The following is a 20073-nucleotide window of genomic DNA, read 5'->3' as shown; positions in this document are numbered from 1 at the left end:
GCTCGGTTTTTTGTTTAAGTGCTAAACAAGTTGCTGTAAAAAAAAGCAATCAAATTAATTTTTTATTTTCCTGCTTGACTTGGTATAGCAAAATTCGTATTATTCACCTCGCTTAAATCACGGAGGAATGGTCGAGTGGTTGAAGGCACCGGTCTTGAAAACCGGCGAGGGTTTACGCCCTCCGTGAGTTCGAATCTCACTTCCTCCGCCATCAAATTTTTGAAAAAGCCCTCTTAAATAAGAGGGCTTTTTCTTTACCTAGATTTTCTATTATTTTCTCTTTATCTTTTTTCAATCAAAATAAGGCAATATAGAGACAACTTAATATGCATACCTATACGTCATTTCTTTTGACATAAAGACTTATTTGTATAATAAAAAACCTTTATTCAAAGAAATAAGCAGATTGGGAATTTTGAAAAGTTCTTCAAATGGTAAATATTATTGCCTTTAGCGATATTTTTAGTAACCAAACCTTTTCACTCATAAAAAAATAAGTGCGGTGGAAAAGTTGGGAATTTTTCACCGCACTTGATGATTTAATTTAATGCGCTTATTTCTCTTCAGTAAAGCGCGTTGCTTTATAACGAGGATTCATTAGGTTTTCTAGCGATAAAATATCATCGAGTTGTGCTTCTGTCAGCAAGCCACGTTCTAGCACTACTTCGCGTACACTTTTCCCTGTCTCAGCACAAATCTTACCGACGATATCCCCATTATGATGACCAATAAATGGATTGAGATAAGTAACAATACCAATGGAATTTAAGACATAGTTTTGGCACACATCTGTATTGACAGTAATACCATTCACGCATTTATCACGTAAGTTCACACACGCATTGTTGAGAAGCTCAATGGATTCAAACATTGCTTGACCAATGACAGGTTCCATTACGTTAAGCTGTAATTGGCCTGCTTCGGCAGCGAAGGTTACAGTGGTATCGTTACCGATCACTTTAAAACAGACTTGGTTCACCACTTCTGGTACAACAGGGTTTACTTTCGCTGGCATAATAGATGAACCCGCCTGTAATTCAGGTAAATTGATTTCATTTAAACCTGCTCGTGGACCAGAAGAGAGAAGACGTAAATCATTACATACTTTGGATAATTTCACTGCAGTACGTTTTAAAGCACTGTGAACCATTACATAAGCCCCACAGTCAGAAGTGGCTTCAATCAAGTTTTCCGAAGGTACGCAAGGTAATTGGCTCACTTCAGCGAGATATTTCACTGCTAATTCTGCATAGCCTTCAGGTGTATTTAAACCCGTGCCGATTGCTGTTGCGCCGAGATTGACTTCAAGTAATAACTTTGCGGTGCGTTTTAGGTTGCGTACTTCTTCTTCCAATAACACGGAGAAGGCTTTAAATTCTTGCCCTACAGTCATTGGAACAGCATCTTGTAACTGAGTACGCCCCATTTTAAGTACATGAGAAAAAGCTTTTGCTTTTGCATCAAACCCTTTTTGTAGATAACGGATATTTTTCAGCAAGTGCATAATGCTGTTATATACCGCAATACGGAAACCTGTCGGGTAGGCATCGTTGGTGGATTGGCTGGCATTAACGTGATCCATTGGGTTGATAATGTCGTATTCCCCTTTTTTATGCCCTAATAATTCCAACGCAAGGTTGGCAATGACTTCATTCGTATTCATATTGACAGAAGTCCCAGCACCACCTTGATATACATCAGTTGGGAATTGATCCATACAACGTCCATTTTCTAGCACTTCATCGCAGGCTTTAACAATGGCATTAGCAATTTTTTTCGGAATCGCACCTAACTCACCATTAGCAAGTGCGGTGGCTTTTTTCACCATAACCATTCCGCGGATAAATTCGGGTACATCAGAAATCGTCTTGTCTGAAATGTTGAAATTTTCCATTGCACGCAAAGTATGAATGCCCCAGTAAGCCTCATTGGGTACTTCACGTTCACCTAATAAATCTATTTCAATACGTGTATTTTGCATCATAATTTCCTTATGTGAGGTTGTTTGTAAAACCATTATAGTGATTTCATTAGACGCAAAAATTGAGCTGGATCACATTGTGTAAAAGGGATCTAAGATATTAATTTATCGTTAGAATTAGATTTTTTTGTGCTTTAATATGGAGAGCCATTTTATGATGTTAAGACGAAAGCGAAAAAATTTGCTTGAGACTTAACGCAATACCGTCTTCGTCATTGGTTGCGGTGATTTGTTTGGCAAGACGTTTAATTTCATCTGGTGAATTTCCCATTGCGATTCCTAATCCTACATATTGCAGCATATCAAGATCATTAAAATTATCACCAAATGCAATAATATCAGCTTTATCTACCGCTGCTCTTTGTGCCATAAATTGAATGGCATTGGCCTTGGTTGCAGCCTTATTCATTATCTCTAAATATTCTTTCTTAGAACGGTGGATAGCAAGCTGTGGAAATTGTTGTTTGAGTAAGGGTTCAATTCGCTCAATATAGGCTGCGTCTCCCATTAATAGTATTTTATGTATATTGCTTAAATGTCGCGGTTTTTCTTTTGCTATTAGCCCGGTAATTTCGCTTTCTTGCTTAATCCAACTGTTGTTTAGGTTTGTGCTAAACCAATCAAGATGAGAGTAATAGCTCACCGAAAGAGCGGGATTATGGTCTAAGATACGTTCTAGCTGGGGTAAAAGCGTATTTTCTAAGGTAATAGAATAAAGTGCGGTGAGATTTTTATCTAAAATTAATGCGCCACTATAACAAATGATCTCATTATCATTACAAAGCTGCTTCATATAGGGCAAAATGGCATAAGGTGGGCGGGCTGATACAGGAATAAAGGGAATGTTTTTTCGCATAATATTTTGTATGGCTTGGGAGGTTGTTGGACTAATCTGATGTTTGCTATTGAGCAAGGTGCCGTCCATATCCGAGAAAACCATTTTATATGCCATTGCGATTACTCCTTTTCCAGACAAATTGCGTTTCCATTCTAAAAATCCCTCATTAAAAAGTAAAGGCTCAATAAATAGCTTATTTCTTCTTTGTTTCTTTTTGTGATGTAGATCATATTTCCAGCAAAAAGACATTTAATCTACTAAAAATTAGGATTACACTTTCAAGGCATTGCAAACGGTTGCATTGTTTTTTTTATTTTGCTGAAACGTTTTTTCAATTAAATTTGGAGGTTATATGACCCATATTATTGTTGCAACGCACGGTAAATTTTCAGAAGAACTGGTAAATTCAGCGGCAATGGTTTACGGCGAAGATGAAAATACCCACGTTGTAACCTTTTTACCGGGTGAGGGTGGTGAACATTTAATCGAGAAATACCAAACGATTATTGCGCAATTACCAGAAAATGAACCTGTTTTATTTTTGGTGGATTTATTTGGTGGTAGCCCGTATAACGCGGCAAGCCGTGTTGCCACAACACGTGGAGAAAATACGGATATTGTAACAGGGGTGAATTTACCAATGCTTCTTGAAGTGCTAGATGCTAAAGATTCTGTTGCGCTTGATGAACTGGTAAATACCGCAAAAGAAGTGGGCGTGGCCGCTGTACGATCTTTCCAGCCTGAAAAAACAACAAAAAAACAGGCTGAACCAGCGCAGGCTATAACGTTTGAGGCAACAAAAACAGCAGAAAAAAGCACCGCACTTTCTGGCAATATGAATATTTCATTATTGCGTATTGATAGTCGGTTAATTCACGGTCAGGTGGCAACTTCTTGGGCAAAATCAGTGAAGTGTGAGGCAATTTTTGCAGTGAGTGATGAGGTTGCTGATGATCCTATCCGTCGTGATTTGCTCTTGCAAGTTGCACCAGAACATTTGAAATCCTATGTGATTCCTGTAGAAAAAGCCATTAAGGTTTACCACAACCCTAAATATGCTGGGAAAAATATCCTGTGGCTTGTTACTAATCCGACAGATATTGTTCGCTTAATTGAAGGCGGTGTAAAAGTGGATAAAGTGAATGTGGGGGGGATGACCTACAAAGAAGGCAATCAACAGCTTTCACAAGCAGTGACAGTAAACCAACAAGATGTGGACGCATTTTACAAATTATTAGATTTAGGGGTTGAGCTTAGCTTGCAGCAGGTGGCAAGTAGTCCAAAAGAGCCATTAACTAAACAAAAACTTGATGCATTAAAATTTTAATTAAGAGGACTTATTTATGACAACTATGGAAATTATCCTCGTTACCCTCGTTGCCGCTATTTGCGGTATGGGGAGCGTATTAGATGAAAGACAAACTCATCGCCCGTTAGTCGCTTGTACCTTGATCGGTTTAGTGCTAGGAGATATTACCTCTGGCGTGATTATTGGTGGAACACTTGAGATGTTGGCGCTTGGTTGGATGAATGTAGGGGCTGCAATGGCACCAGACGCTGCATTAGCTTCTGTGATTGCTGCTATTTTGGTGATAAAAGGTGGACAAGATAAAGGCACAGCCATTGCCATTGCAATTCCAGTGGCAGCGGCAGGGCAGGTGTTAACTATTTTTGTGCGAACTATCACAATTTTCTTACAACATAAAGCAGATGATTTTGCCAAAGAAGCAAATTTCAGAGGTATTGAATTGTGCCATTTCTCAGGCTTAGCATTACAGGCATTGAGGGTGGCTATTCCTACTTTTTTTGTTGCGTTAGTAGCAGGTACAGATACTGTAACCAGTGCGTTAGACGCAATTCCTGAAGTGGTAACGCGTGGCTTACAAATTGCAGGGGGCTTTATCGTTGTTGTGGGATATGCAATGGTGATTAATATGATGCGTGCTGGTGCATTAATGCCATTTTTCTTTGTAGGGTTTGTGATTGCCTCTTTCTCTAATTATAACCTTGTGGGCTTAGGGTTATTAGGGGCTTGTTTAGCATTAATTTATATCCAATTAAATCCGCGTTTTAATCAGGCAACCTTGCCAGCTGGAAAGGTGAAAAAAGAACTTGCTGATGATGAACTTGAAGGTCTATAAGAGAAGGAATTGATTATGTCAGAGAAAAAACAATTAACTAAAGCAGATATTCGTAGCACTTACTGGCGTTCTACATTTTTATTAGGCTCATTTAACTTTGAGCGTATGCAGGCAATGGGATTTTGTGTATCAATGATCCCCGCAATCAAACGGTTATACAGCAAAAAAGAAGATCAGGCTGATGCATTAAAACGCCACCTTGAATTTTTTAATACTCAACCTTGGGTCGCCTCATCAATCATTGGGGTTACTGCAGCAATGGAGCAAGAACGTGCTAACGGTGCGACAGATATTGATGATGCGGCGATTAGTGGGGTGAAAGTCGGGCTTATGGGACCACTCGCAGGCGTTGGTGATCCGATCTTCTGGGGGACATTACGCCCTGTCCTTGCCGCATTAGGTGCTGGGCTAGCTATTAGTGGCAGCCTGTTAGGACCATTATTATTCTTCATCGGTATTAATATTTTCCGTGCGTTAACCCGTTGGTATGGTTTTCATTATGGGTATGCTAAAGGAACGGAAATCGTGCAAGATATGGGCGGCGGCCGCTTACAAAAATTAACGCAAGGAGCATCTATTCTCGGTTTATTTGTAATGGGGGCATTGGTATCCAAATGGACAACCATCAATATTCCACTTGAATTATCGCGTTATGTAAATTCGCAAGGGCAAGAGGTTGTTACCACAGTACAAAGCGTATTAAATGAACTGCTCCCCGGGCTTGCAGCGTTAGGTTTAACATTCTTATGTATGTACTTATTACAGAAAAAAATTAATGCAATGTACATTATTTTTGCTTTATTCGGTGTAGGTATTGTGGGATATTATTTTGGTATTTTAGCTTAATCAAACGTCACTAAAGAGCGGTGTTAAAAAGCCGCTTTTTTATTATAGTGAATAAGCTAAAAATAAGAATAAATAAGGAATTCCTGATGAAGTTGAAAGATCTTATTAATCCCCCAGAAAATGAAAGTTACCTTAAAAATAGTTCAAAATTAATCACCGCACTTTTTATTATCGGTGGTATCACTTATTATCCAACCAAAGGCTACGGCACAGTGATTGCGCTTGTTATCGCATTAATGATATTGGTTGGGCAAAAATTATTGCTTTCACAAATTAATAAAGATTTTGCTGATATGTATTTTGCTAAAGAACAATTTGAAAAACTTGGCAATAAAACCTATTTAGAATTTATTGTTGCCCGTTCGAGCCAAATTTTACAAGATAATAAAGTGTTATCAGAAAAGGGAAAAAGAGAATTACAGGCATTGCAACAATATGCCACGTCAATCTTGGCAAAGTAAAAATAATATTATGAAAGGAAAAAATAGGCTTAAAAATTAAGCCTATTTTTTATTAAAATTTAGAAAAAAACACCGCGCTTTAGTTTGGTAATTCTGGAAATAGCATTTTAATCACGTCCAAGGTGAGGCGACGAGATTTTCCGGAATAAGGGAAAATGTGCATCATCATCATTGGGTTAAAGTTCGCTTCGATCACGCCCCAAGATTGCAAACTTGCTTCCGCGGGTTTGTGTAGATCAGGAATGATGAGATCCACCCCACAGACTGCTGCGCCCATTGCTTTGGTTATACCAACAGCAAGTGCTTTATAGCTTGGGTGCATTTCATCGGTCATATCAATGCTATCACCGCCGGTACTGATATTTGAATTTGCACGTAACTGTACAATACGTCCCGCCTCTGGCACACTATCAATGGTGAGACCTTGTTCTTTGAGCTGCAGTTTTTCAATATCCCCAAGCGCAATTTTTTTCAATGGCGTACGGCTACCATCACCACGCAATGGATGATCATTTTTAGCGGCAACTAATTCCGCGACGCTATGTTTGCCATCGCCCACCACATTGGCTGGAACACGCAATAATACCGCAAGGGTTTCATCACCTAGCACGAAGAAACGGTATTCTGTGCCACTTAGATAGTCTTCCACCATCACTTCTTTATCTTCACGAAAGGCGATTTCAATGGCTTTCGCAAAATCTTCGCGGTTACTTACCCCTTGTTGGAAAATGGTAATCCCTAAGCCGTAATTCGTCGATTTTGGTTTTATCACCACTGCTCGCCCTTCAAATAAACCGTAATTAGCGATGGCTTGTGCAGCAGAAGTAAATTCCAAACTTTGTGGCACGTTAAAACCGGCTTTATGTAGCACTTTTTTGGTTACGACTTTATTTTCCATAATTAACGGGGAAATATAACTATCTTTTGAGGTCATATTGCCATTTTTTACATATTCAATATGATCGCCCACTTGCAAGCAAAGGAATTGATCTTGTTCGTCCAAAATTTCTGTTTTAATGCCTTTTTGAATTAAATCAAATAATAGGGCTTGGGTAGATAATTCCATATTATCAAAGGCAGTGAGTGCATAAAAACGTTCAAATGCGTTGGCTTTATATTGCTGTGCTAATTCTGCCCCTAAACGCTGATAATCTCCTGCTTTTTCAATAGCTTGAACTAAGCGTCCAGCAATGGTTAATGTGGGGTCAGCAAATTGTTGCAATTTTTGTTGTACAATTTCACTGATTTCTTGTGGCGCATTGATGGTGTGTAACATCGCTAATAATTGGTGTAATAATTGCTCACCTTCTGCGGCATATTGTGTTGCTGAAAGTGGGTTTTCTAATGCCACTTCGGCAAGTCTTGCTTTGCCTAGTTCTACGTCATTTTGATCGGCGGTTTCATCAAGCCAAATCATTAATAAAACAAAATAATGAATAAATTTTGCATCAGAAAGTGAAAGACCATATTGCTCAAAAGGATTCAGATCAAACAATCTAAATTCTAAATATTGAATACCGTTATTAAGCAATTCGCGCGCTTTTTTTGCGCCTCGTAAACGAACATTAGAATAAAATTCCTTTTCTGCAATCAGTTTGCCTGATGTTACCCAATGCTCAAGGCTTTCAACATACTGCTCAATGCTATCAAAGGATACTTTGATTTCAGGGGCATTAACATAGCCATATTGGCTGGAACGCAGGCTACGAACATATTGCCCCGCCTTTAATGGGTTACCTTGTTTAAAATAATTATCTTGTACGGTTGGTGTGGCTGCAAGTAAATACAGCAAGACCCATTGATAACGAAGAAAATTCTTCGCCATTTTAAGGTATAAATCATTCTGAAATTGCACCGCACTTTGATATGTTGATTGTGCTTTGAAGAGCGTTTGTACCAATTCAGGATCAAGCTGGAAGTTGTAATGAATACCACTCACCATTTGCTTATTTTTACCATAAGAGGTCACAAGATGCTCACGGTAAGCCACATCCTCCGCATTGTCTAATTGTGCAACTTTAATTTGTTCCTCATCAGGTAAGCCAGCTGGCATACTCAAAGGAAACAGATATTCGGTTTCAGGTAAAGAACGTAGCACAACTTGATGAATTGCAGAAAGCCAACGAATACTATCTTCTAATGTTTTCTGTGGAGGCGTGATAAGTTCCATTTGGCTTTCAGCAAAATCGGTTTGAATATAAGGGTGATACGATCGATTACCAAAAACCTCAGGGTGTGCAGTCGTGACGATAGAACCATCAGCGTGAACACGCTGGCTTTCTTTTTCAATCCCAAATGAGCCTTGTTGGAATAATAGCCCAAGATGGTTTTGTTTAATGGTTTGTTGGATTTTCATATGTTTCCTTCTATTCAGGTCAGGACAATGCTGACTATTATCTAAGCTAAGGGGGAAAAAGGCAAAAACTAAATCTTTATGAATTAGATGATTTTGCTATATAAAATAGTGAGGCGGAGGTAACTCCGCCTTGATAAAGTTTTGCCTGCAATAAAGCGGCTTAATGCTCTTCCCTTGCGTGATTTAAGCTATATTTTGGAATTTCCACCACAAGATCTTCATTACCAATTTGACATTGACAACTTAGACGGCTATCCACTTCTAAGCCCCAAGCCTTATCCAGCATATCATCTTCTGCTTCGGTACTTTCATTTAAACTGTCAAATCCTTCACGGATCACAACGTGGCAGGTTGTGCAAGCACAAGATTTATCGCAAGCGTGTTCAATTTCAATGCCAGCGTCTAATGCTACATCTAATAAATTATCGCCTTCGGCAGCATCCACCACCATTCCTTCTGGGCAAAGGGTTTCGTGAGGTAAAAAAATGACTTTAGCCATAATACTATTCCTTAAAATTCTCAATTTCATCAATCGAATGGCCTGATAGCGCCGTTCTAATTGATTTATCCATACGACGTGCGGCAAATTCTTGCGTCGCACGATCTAAGGCTTTAATCCCTTGCTTAATTGCAAGGCTATCTTGTTGTTGTACTAATTCTTGCAGTGAAACTAACGCATTTTTCACCGCACTTAATTCTTCATCATTAAGTAAACTTTCATCTTGCTGTAACGCGGAATGCACACTTTCGATCACACGTGTGGCTTCCACTCGTTGCTCTGCTAATAAGCGTGCTTGGATATCTTCTTTGGCATTTTCCATTGAAGCTTTAAGCATTGCAGCAATTTCATCATCCGTTAGCCCATAGGAAGGCTTAACTTGAATAGAAGATTGCACTCCAGTGGATTTTTCCATTGCGGTTACGCTAAGCAAGCCATCTGCGTCCACTTGATAGGTTACACGAATATGTGCCGCCCCTGCTGCCATTGGTGGAATTCCCCTTAAGGTAAAGCGAGCAAGTGAGCGACAATCCGCCACCATTTCACGTTCACCTTGTACGATATGTACACTCATTGCGGTTTGCCCATCTTTAAAGGTGGTAAACTCCTGCGCTCTTGCCACAGGGATAGTAGTATTACGTGGAATAATTTTTTCCACTAATCCCCCCATTGTTTCAATACCTAAAGATAACGGGATCACATCAAGTAATAACATTTCATTATCGGGTTTATTACCAACCAAAATATCCGCTTGAATTGCCGCGCCAAGTGCGACAACTTTATCGGGATCGATAGCGGTTAATGGTTCACGTTGGAAAAACTCACCGACTTTTTCACGCACAAAGGGGACACGGGTTGAACCGCCTACCATAACCACTTCTCGCACTTCTTGTGGGCTGATACCAGCATCTTTTAATGCTCGGCGACACGCCATTAATGAGCGTTTTACTAAAGGTTCAATCAATTGATTAAAGGTTTCACGCTGAAGTTCACCTTGCCAATCGTAATATTCAATAGGGGCGTTGTGTGCCTCAGACAGATGGGTTTTGACTTGTTTCGCTAAATGCCAAAGCTCACGCGTTTGTTGATCATTTTGTGGGGCAATTGCCGATTGTTGGACAATCCAATCTGCGATGAGATGATCGAAATCATCTCCACCTAACGCAGTATCACCGCCCGTAGCAAGCACTTCAAAGACGCCTTTAGATAAACGCAAAATAGAAATATCAAAGGTGCCTCCGCCTAAATCATAAACCGCTATCACGCCCTCTTGTTCGCTATCTAAGCCATAGGCAATCGCCGCTGCGGTAGGTTCATTGAGTAACCGTAGCACATTCAATCCCGCCAGTTTTGCCGCATCTTTTGTGCTTTGGCGTTGTGCATCATCAAAATAGGCGGGAACAGTAATTACCGCACCTTGTAACTCACCGCCTAAACGTTTTTCCGCAAGTGCGGTCAGTTTTTTCAGAATTTCGCTTGAGACTTCAATCGGGCTACGCACGCCTTGTGCGGTTTCAAATAAAGGCAAGCCATTTTCGCTTTGTTGAAAACGGTAAGGCAAATTTGCATAGCGATGTTGTACATCTGCAAGAGAACGTCCGATTAAACGTTTCACCGAGATAATGGTATTTTGTGGATCAAGACTGGCTAATTCCCCGGCTTCATAGCCAACAAGCACTGGCTGATTAGCTGAAAAATTGACAATGGAAGGCGTTAAAGCACGCTCTTTTTCATCCAATAAAATCTCTGCCATTCCACTGCGTACCGTGGCGACAAGGGAATTTGTTGTACCAAGATCAATGCCTACCGCTAATTTATGTTGATGCGGTGCGCTAGTTTGTCCGGGTTCAGCAATTTGTAATAAAGCCATTGTTTCTCTCTTTAAAAATCCAGTAAGTTATCTTCAATGCGTTCCACTTCAAGCAGTAATTTTTTGATAAAGCGTAATCGATCCGTTAGCATTTGTGCGGTTGCCCAATCTTGAGTCGAAAGTGCGGTGTTTAATTGGGTTAAAATTGCCTGTCGCTGTGTGCTAATTTGATCTGAAAATTGCATTAGCTCATCGCCGTCTTTCTGCTGTTCAATCTCTTCAAGTTGCTCTCGCCATTGCATTTGTTGCATTAAAAATGCCATATCGTGATTGGTTTTTTCTTCCACATTTTGACAACCTAAATGCAAAGCAATAATGCTATCCGCACGGGAAATGGGATCTTTTAGAATTTGCAAGGCATCATTAATTTCCGCTGATTTTTGCATAGCTAAACGCTGTTCTTGCGTTGAACGATGTGCAAAATTATCGGGATGAAGAGATTTTTGCAATGCCAAATAACGGTTATTCAAGCGATCGAGATCAAGAGAAAATGCCACTGGCAAGTCAAATAGTGCAAAAGGATTGCTCATTGATGTTCCTATTAAACGTTAAAACTCTCACCGCAGCCACATTCATCTTTCACGTTAGGATTAGTGAATTTGAACCCTTCGTTTAAGCCTTCTTTGACAAAATCAAGTTGGGTGCCGTTGAGATAGACCAAGCTTTTGGTATCTACGATGACTTTCACACCGTGATCTTCAAACACTTGATCATCTTCATTTAAGCTATCTACAAATTCAAGCACATAAGCTAAACCTGAACAGCCTGAGGTTTTTATGCCTAAGCGTAACCCAATGCCTTTGCCACGATTAGCAAGGAAGGTTTTGACGCGATTTGCTGCACTTTCGGTTAATGTTACGCTCATAAGGTTCTCCACAAAATGATGAAAAGTGCGGTTAAATTCCACCGCACTTTTATTTGCTTAAATTATTCGCCACGTTTTGCTTTGTAATCGGCAATGGCTGCTTTAATGGCATCTTCTGCCAAAATTGAGCAATGCACTTTTACTGGGGGTAATTCTAATTCTTCTGCAATTTGGCTATTTTTGATGGCTTGTGCTTCATCAAGGGATTTGCCTTTTACCCATTCGGTAATAAGTGAGCTTGACGCAATCGCTGAACCACAGCCGTAAGTTTTGAATTTTGCATCTTCAATAATGCCTTCATCATTCACTTTAATTTGTAATTGCATTACATCGCCACAAGCAGGCGCGCCCACCATTCCGCTTCCCACGGTTGGATCTTTTTTGTCGAATGAACCTACGTTACGTGGGTTCTCATAATGATCGATAACTTTGTCGCTATATGACATTTTTCTGTTCCTTTTGCTAAATTAATGGTGAGTCCACTCAATTGAGTTAAGATCAATGCCTTCTTTAAACATATCCCATAATGGGGATAATTCACGTAATTTTTCTACCGCACCTTTGACTAAATTAATGGTGTAGTCAATTTCTTCTTCTGTGGTATAACGTCCAACAGTAAAGCGAATTGAGCTATGTGCAAGCTCATCATTTAACCCTAACGCACGCAATACATACGACGGCTCAAGGCTTGCAGAAGTACAAGCAGATCCTGATGAAACCGCAATATCACGTAATGCCATCATTAAGCTTTCCCCTTCCACATAGTTGAAACTGATGTTGAGGTTGTTGTCTACACGGTGTTCCATTGACCCATTCACATAGGTTTCTTCAATATCTTTTAAGCCATTGTATAAACGATCACGAAGGGCTTTTAAGCGAGGCATTTCGGTTGCCATTTCTTCTTTACAGATACGATAAGCTTCGCCCATTCCTACGATTTGGTGAACAGGTAATGTGCCTGAACGCATACCACGTTCGTGGCCACCACCGTGAATAATTGCCTCTAAACGCACACGCGGTTTACGGCGTACATATAATGCCCCGATTCCTTTTGGTCCATAAAGTTTATGGCTAGACATTGAGAGTAAATCCACATTTAATTCTGCAAGGTTAATCGGTAATTTACCCACACTTTGGGTTGCGTCGGTATGGAAAATAATTTTTCTTTCACGGCAAAGATCACCAATCGCTTTAATATCTTGGATCACACCAATTTCGTTATTCACGTGCATAATTGAGACTAAAATAGTGTCATCACGCATTGCATTTTTTAATTCTTCTAAGTCAATTAAACCATCTGATTTTGGTGATAAATAAGTTACTTCAAAACCTTCACGCTCTAATTGACGGCAAGTATCCAACACCGCTTTATGCTCTGTTTTGCAGGTAATAATATGCTTGCCTTTTGTTTGATAAAAATGTGCCGCCCCTTTAATTGCAAGGTTATCGGCTTCCGTTGCGCCCGAAGTAAACACAATTTCACGGCTATCCGCGCCAATTAAATCCGCAATGTGGTTACGCGCCACATCCACAGCCTCTTCCGCTTGCCAACCAAATTTATGCGAACGGGACGCAGGGTTGCCAAATGTGCCTTCGATGGTTAAAAATTCCATCATTTTTTTTGCCACACGCTCATCCACAGGACAAGTTGCTGCATAATCCAAATAAATAGGTAATTTCATTCTACACTCCTAAAAAAATCGTTATTTTTTACCGCTCTTTTAATATTAACGTTAAGCGTTGTCATCAATGATGACTAAATTAGAAAAATCTTGATGCTGATTATGGGTTTTATGGCGATGATGATGTTTATCAACTAATTCCGCCAAAGTAATTTGGTTAAGAAAATCCTCAATTCGTTGGCTTAGCTCATCCCATAAGGCATGGGTCAGACATTCTTTTCCACCTTGGCAATTTGCGCCACCTAAGCAACGCGTTACCGCAATATTTTCATTTACTGCGGCGATAATCATCGCAATAGAAATCTTATCGCTTGGCTGCCCTAATTTATACCCACCACCGGGGCCGCGCACGCTTTCCACTAAGCCGTGGCGGCGTAATTTTGCGAATAATTGCTCTAAATAAGAAAGGGAAATATGCTGTCTTTCTGAAATATCCGCCAAACTGACGGGGCCATTTTCAGTATTTAATGCAATATCTAAAATCGCAGTAACAGCATAACGACCTTTTGACGTTAATTTCATTATACACTTCCTTCTAAGTAATTAGGTGGCTATCTTACATAACCTTCTAAATTAGTCAACTATTATACTTTTGCGATTTTACCTTTTTTTCTACCGCACTTAACATTCCGCGTAGAATATTGAGTTCGTTTTTTTCTACTTGCGCACGCTGATATAAACGCCGTAATTTTTGCATAACCCCTTGATTTTGAATAAATCCAAGTTGTTTATAAAGACGTTCGGTGTGGTCAAAAAAGTATTCTAATTCCTGTGTGGTTGGATAGATGTTTTCTATTGATGAAAGTGATAAATCCACGTCTTTTTTACCATTTTCTAACCAAGCCATTCGCAATTCATAACAAACTAATTGCACTGCCATCGCTAAATTTAATGAGGAATAATCAGGGTTAGCGGGAATGGTTAAATGATAACGGCATTTCAGCAATTCTTCATTGGTTAGTCCAATACGTTCCCGTCCAAACACGATCGCCACCTTATGCTGTTTGGCAAAGGCTATGGTTGTTTCGCCACAAGCACGGGGTTCAAGTAAGGTGCTTTGCAAATGACGTAAGCGCGCACTTGTTCCAATCACTAGCTCACAATCAGCCACAGCTTGATCAAAGGTTTGCACGACAACGGCGTTTTTTACCACATCATCAGCTCCTGCGGCTAAGGCGATCGCTTGCTCATCAATACCTTGCTTGGGGGCAACGAGATAAAGCTGGCTTAATCCCATTGTTTTCATCGCCCGTGCTGTTGAGCCAATATTTCCACTGTGAGAGGTTTCAATTAACACAATGCGAATGTTATCTAGCATTTTCTATTCTGCTTTATCTGACTACAAATTGTGGGTATTCTAGCACAATACCCACAAAGTGCGGTCGGAAATATGAAAATTTTCTTGCTAACAGGGTTTTTCTCGCTTTTTATCAAAAATATCACTATAATCTCGCATTCAATTTTGTTCTTTAAAATCTGGTGGAAATATGAATCCAATGTTAAATATCGCTATTCGTGCGGCACGAAAAGCGGGCAATATTATTGCTAAAGGGTATGAACGCCGCGATGATATTCAAACGGTAGCTAAAAGTGCAAATGACTTTGTTACTAATATTGATAGAGCCTCTGAAGCGGCGATTATTGATGTGATTAGAAAAGCGTATCCTGATCACACGATTATCACAGAAGAAAGTGGTGCGTTAGAAGGTCAAGATAGCGATGTGCAATGGGTGATTGATCCACTAGATGGGACGACAAATTTCATCAAAGGATTACCGCACTTTTCTGTGTCTATTGCTGTGCGTGTGAAAGGCAGAACAGAAGTGGGGGTAGTGTATGATCCTATCCGTAATGAGCTTTTCACTGCCGTACGTGGACAAGGTGCAAAAATCAATGAACTCCGTCTGCGTGCAGAAAATATCAAACGTGAATTACAAGGCACAATTTTAGCCACTGGTTTTCCATTCAAAAAACTCTCTGCAATGCCGATCCAATTTGCAATAATGAGCAATCTTGTTAATGAAGGTAAAGTAGCAGATTTCCGTCGTACAGGCTCAGCTGCATTAGATATGTGCTATGTTGCGGCTAATCGAGTGGATGCTTACTTTGAAATGGGCGTCAAAGCGTGGGATATTGCTGCAGGTGATCTTATCGCCCGTGAAGCAGGTTGTTTAGTAACTGATTTTGAAGGCGGACACAGCTATTTGACCTCAGGTAACGTGGTTGCTGCACCGGCTCGTTTGGTGAAAGAAATTTTAACCCACATTCAGCCTTGTTTCGCGGTTTCTCGCTAAGCAACGCATTTTTAATCTCATTTAATCTTTTTAAATTATGCTCGTTTCAGTTGGAATAAGCTAAGTGAGCTTAACGCCAGAGAGCAAGACAAGCCGATGTGGCTTTATTTCAAACTTGATCGAGTATAACTAAACTGGGCAAATAGGTGAGTGAATAACTTGCCTATTTTTCTATCAAAAAAGTAAAAAAATCCCCTCATTAAAGAGGGGATAAGATGAAATTTATTATTGAATAATGAATTAGATATTAACTTTTTTCTCAAAACGTTCTGCGGCGTAGTCCCAGTTCACGACATTCCAGAATTCTTTAATGTAATCTGGACGGCGGTTTTGGAATTTTAAGTAATAGGCGTGTTCCCAAACATCTAAACCAAAAATTGGATAGCCTTCGCAACCCGCGATTTCTTTCCCCATTAATGGGCTGTCTTGGTTTGCAGTTGAAACCACTTCTAATTTACCGTTGTTTAACACTAACCACGCCCAGCCTGAACCAAAGCGTGTTGCGGCTGCTTTTTCAAACTCAGCTTGGAACGCTTCTACCGAGCCAAAATCACGGATAATCGCATCTTTTAATGCACCTTGTAATGTTGTGCCTTTTTTCAAGCTTTTCCAGAATAAGCTATGATTCACGTGGCCACCCGCATTGTTACGTAACCCCGTACGTTTATCTGCAGGCACTTCCGCTAATTTAGTGATTAACTCACCCGGGCAAAGATCTGCAAATTGCGGTAAGGTTTCCAAAATCGCATTGGCATTATTCACATAAGCTTGATGATGTTTGCTGTAGTGAATTTCCATTGTTTGTGCGTCAAAATGTGGTTCTAAAGCATCGTAGGCATAGCCTAATTCTGGTAGTGTGTAAGCCATAAAATTTTCCTTCTTAAAATAATCATTAGGTACTAAATTCAGGGGTATTCTAGCAAGAAACTTGATTAAGATCATTAAAAGTTTAAATTTCTAGCGAAAAATAAATAGGGCAGTGTTTCTGCCCTAAATGACTTTTCCTGATCAAATTTCTTGCTGTGCTTTTACTGCCGCAACTGCCACCATATTGATAATACGGCGAACAGAAGATGCCGAAGTTAAAATATGGGCTGTTTTATTTATCCCCATTAAGATCGGGCCAATGGTAATTGGCGTTGCAGTGCCTTGTAGCAAGTTCAGGCTGATTCGTGCAGCTTCCATTGTTGGCATAATTAGCAAGTTTGCCGCCCCTTTTAACGGGCTATCTGGCATAATTTCATTACGTAAACTTTCAGAAAGTGCAACATCACAATGCATTTCCCCATCAATCACTAATTCAGGTGCTTTGTTACGCACTAATTGCAAGACATTACGCATTTTTAGCGCATTTTCATCATTTGCACTGCCATAATTGGAATGAGAAACTAACGCAACTTGCGGTTCAATACCAAAACGGCGTACTTCTGCCGCAGACATTAAGGTAATTTCAGCTAATTCTTCTGCGGTTGGATTTGGATTAACGAACGTATCAGCGATAAACAGGTTGCCTGTTGGCAACACCAAGCCATTTACGGTGGCGGGAATTGCGCCAGCTTTCACACCGGTAACATCTTTGATAGCGGCTAAGTGAGAAGCATAAGGCCCGACTAACCCACACAGCATTGCATCAGCTTTGCCGAGTTCTAATAGTACAGATCCAAGTGCGGTCGGATTATGTAACATTTTTCGTTTCGCACCAGCGGGTGTCATTCCTTGGCGTTTCAGTTTGTCGTGATAACGTTGCCAACATTCTTCATAATAAGGGTTATTTTCAATGTCGATGACCTCAAAATCACGCCCAATTTCAAGGTGCAAACCGAGTTGCTTGATTTTTTCTTCAATAATGTGTGTACGCCCTAATAGCACAGGTTGCGCAATCCCTAATGTAGCAATTTCTTGCACCGCGTGTAGTACGCGAGTTTCTTCACCATCCGTCAGCAAGACCCGTTTTTTATCTTGTTTTGCTTGGGCAAATACAGGTTTCATAAATAAATTTGTTTTATACACAAACTGCGTGAGCTTTTCTAAATAAGCATCAAAATCCTCAATAGGACGAGTTGCCACCCCACTTTCCATTGCCGCTTTTGCGACCGCTGGGGCGATTTTTACGATAAGACGTGGATCGAAAGGTTTTGGGATCAGATAATCTGGACCAAAAGACACTTCTGTCCCCCCATATGCGGAGGTAACCACTTCGCTTTGTTCGGCAAGTGCAAGATCCGCAATGGCATAAACCGCAGCCAATTTCATTTCTTCATTAATGGTGGTTGCACTCACATCTAATGCCCCACGGAAAATGAAGGGGAAGCAAAGTACGTTATTTACTTGGTTTGGATAGTCAGAACGTCCCGTACAGACGATCGCATCTGGGCGAACTTGTTTCGCTAGAGGGGGTAAAATTTCAGGTTCAGGATTCGCTAAGGCAAGAATAAGCGGATTTGGTGCCATCATTTTTACCATTTCTTGGGTTAAGGCACCTGCGGCGGAACAACCAAGGAAAATATCGCAATTTGGCATTGCGTCTGCCAATGTTCGCGTGCCGTTGTCATCAATGGCATAACGTTTTTTGGTTTCATCCATTCGCTCATCACGCCCTTTGAAAATCACCCCTTTGGAATCACACACAGTGATATTTTCAGGTTTCATTCCAAGCGAAACAAGTAAGTTCAAGCAGGCAATAGACGCTGCCCCCGCACCTGAAGCCACTAATTTTACCTCTTCAATTTTTTTATTCACAATGCGTAAACCGTTAATGACTGCAGCAGCTGAAATAATCGCTGTACCGTGCTGATCATCGTGGAAAACGGGAATATTCATTCGTTCACGCAATTTTTGTTCAATATAAAAACATTCTGGGGCTTTGATGTCTTCAAGATTAATACCACCAAAAGTCGGTTCAAGTGCGGCAATAATTTCGACTAATTTATCGGGATCTTTTTCATCAATTTCAATATCAAACACATCTACGCCGGCAAACTTTTTAAATAGCACGCCTTTCCCTTCCATTACCGGTTTACCCGCTAACGCGCCAATGTTACCTAAGCCAAGTACCGCAGAACCATTAGAAATAACTGCTACAAGGTTACCGCGTGCGGTATATTTATAAGCCGCGGCGGGATCTTTTTCAATTTCTAAACAAGGTTCAGCCACACCGGGGGAATAAGCTAAGGCAAGATCCCGTTGGGTTGCAAGAGATTTTGTTGGCGTAACTTCAATTTTTCCCGGTTTTGGGAATTCGTGGAAATCAAGTGCTGCTTGACGTAGTTGTGCGTCCATAAAACCGTCCTTATAACAAGTTGAAAGTTTGTGAGAAAAATTTAACGCTATTATAGGCGAAAAAATCAGAAAATCTGTGATTTACAACACATTATTTACAATTCATTCACAAAATCAACCGCACTTTTGTTTTCGGTTCAACTAGGGTTTTATGCCGAGATGTTGTACAATATGCCGTTTTTATTAATGAGAAAATCACGCAATGAGATTAGATAAATTTTTAGCCGAGCAAACTGGGCTAACACGCTCTCAAGCCAATAAAGCCCTACGTCAAAGTGCGGTGCAAATTAACGGAAAAATTGAGAAAAGTGGCGCAACCAAAGTCAGTGCGGAAGATGAAATTTATTTTGAGGGTGAACGCCTTACTTGGTTTGAGGCGGGACATTACATTATGTTGAATAAACCGCAAGGCTATGTCTGTTCTAATGATGACGGTGATTATCCGACCATTTACCAATTCTTTGATTATCCCCTTGCGACTAAATTGCATAGTGCAGGACGACTAGATGTGGATACTACGGGGCTAGTGTTGCTCACCGATGATGGACAGTGGTCGCATCGTATTACTTCGCCTAAACATCATTGCGAGAAAACTTACCTTGTTACCCTTGCCGATCCTGTTGAAAATCATTACCAGCAAGCTTGTGCAGAAGGCATTTTATTACGTGGTGAGAAATCCCCAACCAAGCCCGCAAAACTTGAAATTATTGATGATTACAATGTCAATTTAACCTTAAGCGAGGGACGTTATCATCAAGTGAAGCGAATGTTTGCCGCCTTAGGTAATAAAGTGGTTGCGTTGCACCGCTGGAAAATTGGCGATGTGGTGCTAGATGAACAATTAGAAGAGGGGGAATACCGCCCTTTAACCGATGAAGAATTAGCGACCTTAAAATAAGGATAAAATTGTGAGTGAAAAAACGATACATAAACCCAGCTTTATTTTTATTTTGACTCTTGG

Annotated in this window: 19 protein-coding genes and 1 tRNA gene; 7 read left to right on the top strand and 13 right to left on the bottom strand. The window is 40.3% G+C overall.

The genetic code is table 11. The annotated features are described in order from the left end of the window. The first annotated feature begins 121 nt into the window (after window positions 1-121). A tRNA-Ser gene (locus L4F93_RS01750) sits at window positions 122-211 on the top strand. A gap of 342 nt (window positions 212-553) precedes the next feature. Here the strand turns inward: L4F93_RS01750 and aspA are convergent. Together aspA and L4F93_RS01740 are read right to left on the bottom strand one after the other, a co-directional pair. Continuing rightward, window positions 554-1981, bottom strand: a complete 1428-nt coding sequence (gene aspA / locus L4F93_RS01745) for an aspartate ammonia-lyase (RefSeq protein ID WP_250351599.1) — start codon at window positions 1979-1981, stop codon at window positions 554-556. A 160-nt stretch (window positions 1982-2141) separates the two neighbouring features. After that, window positions 2142-2933 carry a Cof-type HAD-IIB family hydrolase gene (locus L4F93_RS01740; protein ID WP_250350838.1) on the bottom strand — a complete coding sequence of 264 codons (792 nt, stop codon included), beginning with the start codon at window positions 2931-2933 and terminating at the stop codon, window positions 2142-2144. A 238-nt stretch (window positions 2934-3171) separates the two neighbouring features. On the opposite strand from L4F93_RS01740, the gene L4F93_RS01735 reads away from it, so the two are divergent. The 4 genes from L4F93_RS01735 (at window position 3172) to L4F93_RS01720 (ending at window position 6267) form a co-directional block, all read left to right on the top strand. After that, window positions 3172-4146: a mannose/fructose/sorbose PTS transporter subunit IIB gene (locus tag L4F93_RS01735; protein ID WP_250350837.1), complete on the top strand. Its 975-nt coding sequence runs from the start codon at window positions 3172-3174 to the stop codon at window positions 4144-4146. A gap of 16 nt (window positions 4147-4162) precedes the next feature. Then, window positions 4163-4960, top strand: coding sequence for a PTS mannose/fructose/sorbose transporter subunit IIC (locus L4F93_RS01730; protein WP_250350836.1), 798 nt, complete (start codon window positions 4163-4165; stop codon window positions 4958-4960). Window positions 4961-4975: 15 nt separating this feature from the next. Next, the gene (gene manZ, locus L4F93_RS01725; protein WP_103855754.1) at window positions 4976-5806 is read left to right on the top strand and encodes a PTS mannose transporter subunit IID; all 831 of its coding nucleotides are present in this window, start codon (window positions 4976-4978) and stop codon (window positions 5804-5806) included. 86 nt (window positions 5807-5892) lie between these two features. Next, complete coding sequence (locus L4F93_RS01720) at window positions 5893-6267, top strand: hypothetical protein (protein WP_250350835.1); 375 nt, start codon at window positions 5893-5895, stop codon at window positions 6265-6267. A 79-nt stretch (window positions 6268-6346) separates the two neighbouring features. Here the strand turns inward: L4F93_RS01720 and gshAB are convergent, their stop codons facing one another. The 9 genes from gshAB to trmJ all read right to left on the bottom strand — a co-directional run bounded on the left by gshAB (window position 6347) and on the right by trmJ (window position 14857). After that, on the bottom strand, window positions 6347-8623 hold the full coding sequence (gene gshAB / locus L4F93_RS01715) for a bifunctional glutamate--cysteine ligase GshA/glutathione synthetase GshB (RefSeq protein ID WP_250350834.1): 2277 nt from the start codon (window positions 8621-8623) through the stop codon (window positions 6347-6349). A gap of 160 nt (window positions 8624-8783) precedes the next feature. After that, window positions 8784-9122 carry an ISC system 2Fe-2S type ferredoxin gene (fdx, locus tag L4F93_RS01710; protein WP_035686183.1) on the bottom strand — a complete coding sequence of 113 codons (339 nt, stop codon included), beginning with the start codon at window positions 9120-9122 and terminating at the stop codon, window positions 8784-8786. A 4-nt stretch (window positions 9123-9126) separates the two neighbouring features. Next, on the bottom strand, window positions 9127-10992 hold the full coding sequence (hscA, locus tag L4F93_RS01705; protein ID WP_250350833.1) for a Fe-S protein assembly chaperone HscA: 1866 nt from the start codon (window positions 10990-10992) through the stop codon (window positions 9127-9129). Window positions 10993-11003: 11 nt separating this feature from the next. After that, on the bottom strand, window positions 11004-11522 hold the full coding sequence (gene hscB, locus L4F93_RS01700) for a Fe-S protein assembly co-chaperone HscB (protein WP_250350832.1): 519 nt from the start codon (window positions 11520-11522) through the stop codon (window positions 11004-11006). 11 nt (window positions 11523-11533) lie between these two features. Continuing rightward, a complete protein-coding gene (iscA, locus tag L4F93_RS01695) occupies window positions 11534-11857 on the bottom strand; it encodes an iron-sulfur cluster assembly protein IscA (protein ID WP_250350831.1) in 324 nt (107 codons plus the stop codon). A 62-nt stretch (window positions 11858-11919) separates the two neighbouring features. Further along, on the bottom strand, window positions 11920-12303 hold the full coding sequence (iscU, locus tag L4F93_RS01690; RefSeq protein WP_250350830.1) for a Fe-S cluster assembly scaffold IscU: 384 nt from the start codon (window positions 12301-12303) through the stop codon (window positions 11920-11922). A 21-nt stretch (window positions 12304-12324) separates the two neighbouring features. Continuing rightward, window positions 12325-13539 carry an IscS subfamily cysteine desulfurase gene (locus L4F93_RS01685; protein WP_250350829.1) on the bottom strand — a complete coding sequence of 405 codons (1215 nt, stop codon included), beginning with the start codon at window positions 13537-13539 and terminating at the stop codon, window positions 12325-12327. Window positions 13540-13590: 51 nt separating this feature from the next. Further along, entirely contained in the window at window positions 13591-14061 is a 471-nt protein-coding gene (gene iscR, locus L4F93_RS01680) for a Fe-S cluster assembly transcriptional regulator IscR (RefSeq protein ID WP_250350828.1), read from the bottom strand. A 55-nt stretch (window positions 14062-14116) separates the two neighbouring features. Then, complete coding sequence (trmJ, locus tag L4F93_RS01675) at window positions 14117-14857, bottom strand: tRNA (cytosine(32)/uridine(32)-2'-O)-methyltransferase TrmJ (protein ID WP_250350827.1); 741 nt, start codon at window positions 14855-14857, stop codon at window positions 14117-14119. A 169-nt stretch (window positions 14858-15026) separates the two neighbouring features. Between trmJ and suhB the strand changes: the two genes are divergently transcribed. After that, the gene (suhB, locus tag L4F93_RS01670) at window positions 15027-15833 is read left to right on the top strand and encodes an inositol-1-monophosphatase (RefSeq protein ID WP_250350826.1); all 807 of its coding nucleotides are present in this window, start codon (window positions 15027-15029) and stop codon (window positions 15831-15833) included. Between the two features lie 240 nt (window positions 15834-16073). On the opposite strand, the gene sodA is transcribed toward suhB, so the two are convergent. Both sodA and L4F93_RS01660 read right to left on the bottom strand, forming a co-directional pair. After that, complete coding sequence (sodA, locus tag L4F93_RS01665; protein WP_250350825.1) at window positions 16074-16700, bottom strand: superoxide dismutase [Mn]; 627 nt, start codon at window positions 16698-16700, stop codon at window positions 16074-16076. Between the two features lie 141 nt (window positions 16701-16841). Beyond that, the gene (locus L4F93_RS01660; RefSeq protein WP_250350824.1) at window positions 16842-19112 is read right to left on the bottom strand and encodes an NADP-dependent malic enzyme; all 2271 of its coding nucleotides are present in this window, start codon (window positions 19110-19112) and stop codon (window positions 16842-16844) included. A gap of 202 nt (window positions 19113-19314) precedes the next feature. On the opposite strand from L4F93_RS01660, the gene rsuA reads away from it, so the two are divergent. Next, entirely contained in the window at window positions 19315-20010 is a 696-nt protein-coding gene (gene rsuA / locus L4F93_RS01655; protein WP_250350823.1) for a 16S rRNA pseudouridine(516) synthase RsuA, read from the top strand. Window positions 20011-20073 lie beyond the last annotated feature (63 nt).

Source organism: Avibacterium sp. 20-132 (assembly GCF_023611925.1).
GTDB lineage: Bacteria > Pseudomonadota > Gammaproteobacteria > Enterobacterales > Pasteurellaceae > Avibacterium.
The sequence above is the reverse complement of the archived record's forward strand: the minus strand, read 5'-3'. Positions and strand labels throughout refer to the sequence as shown.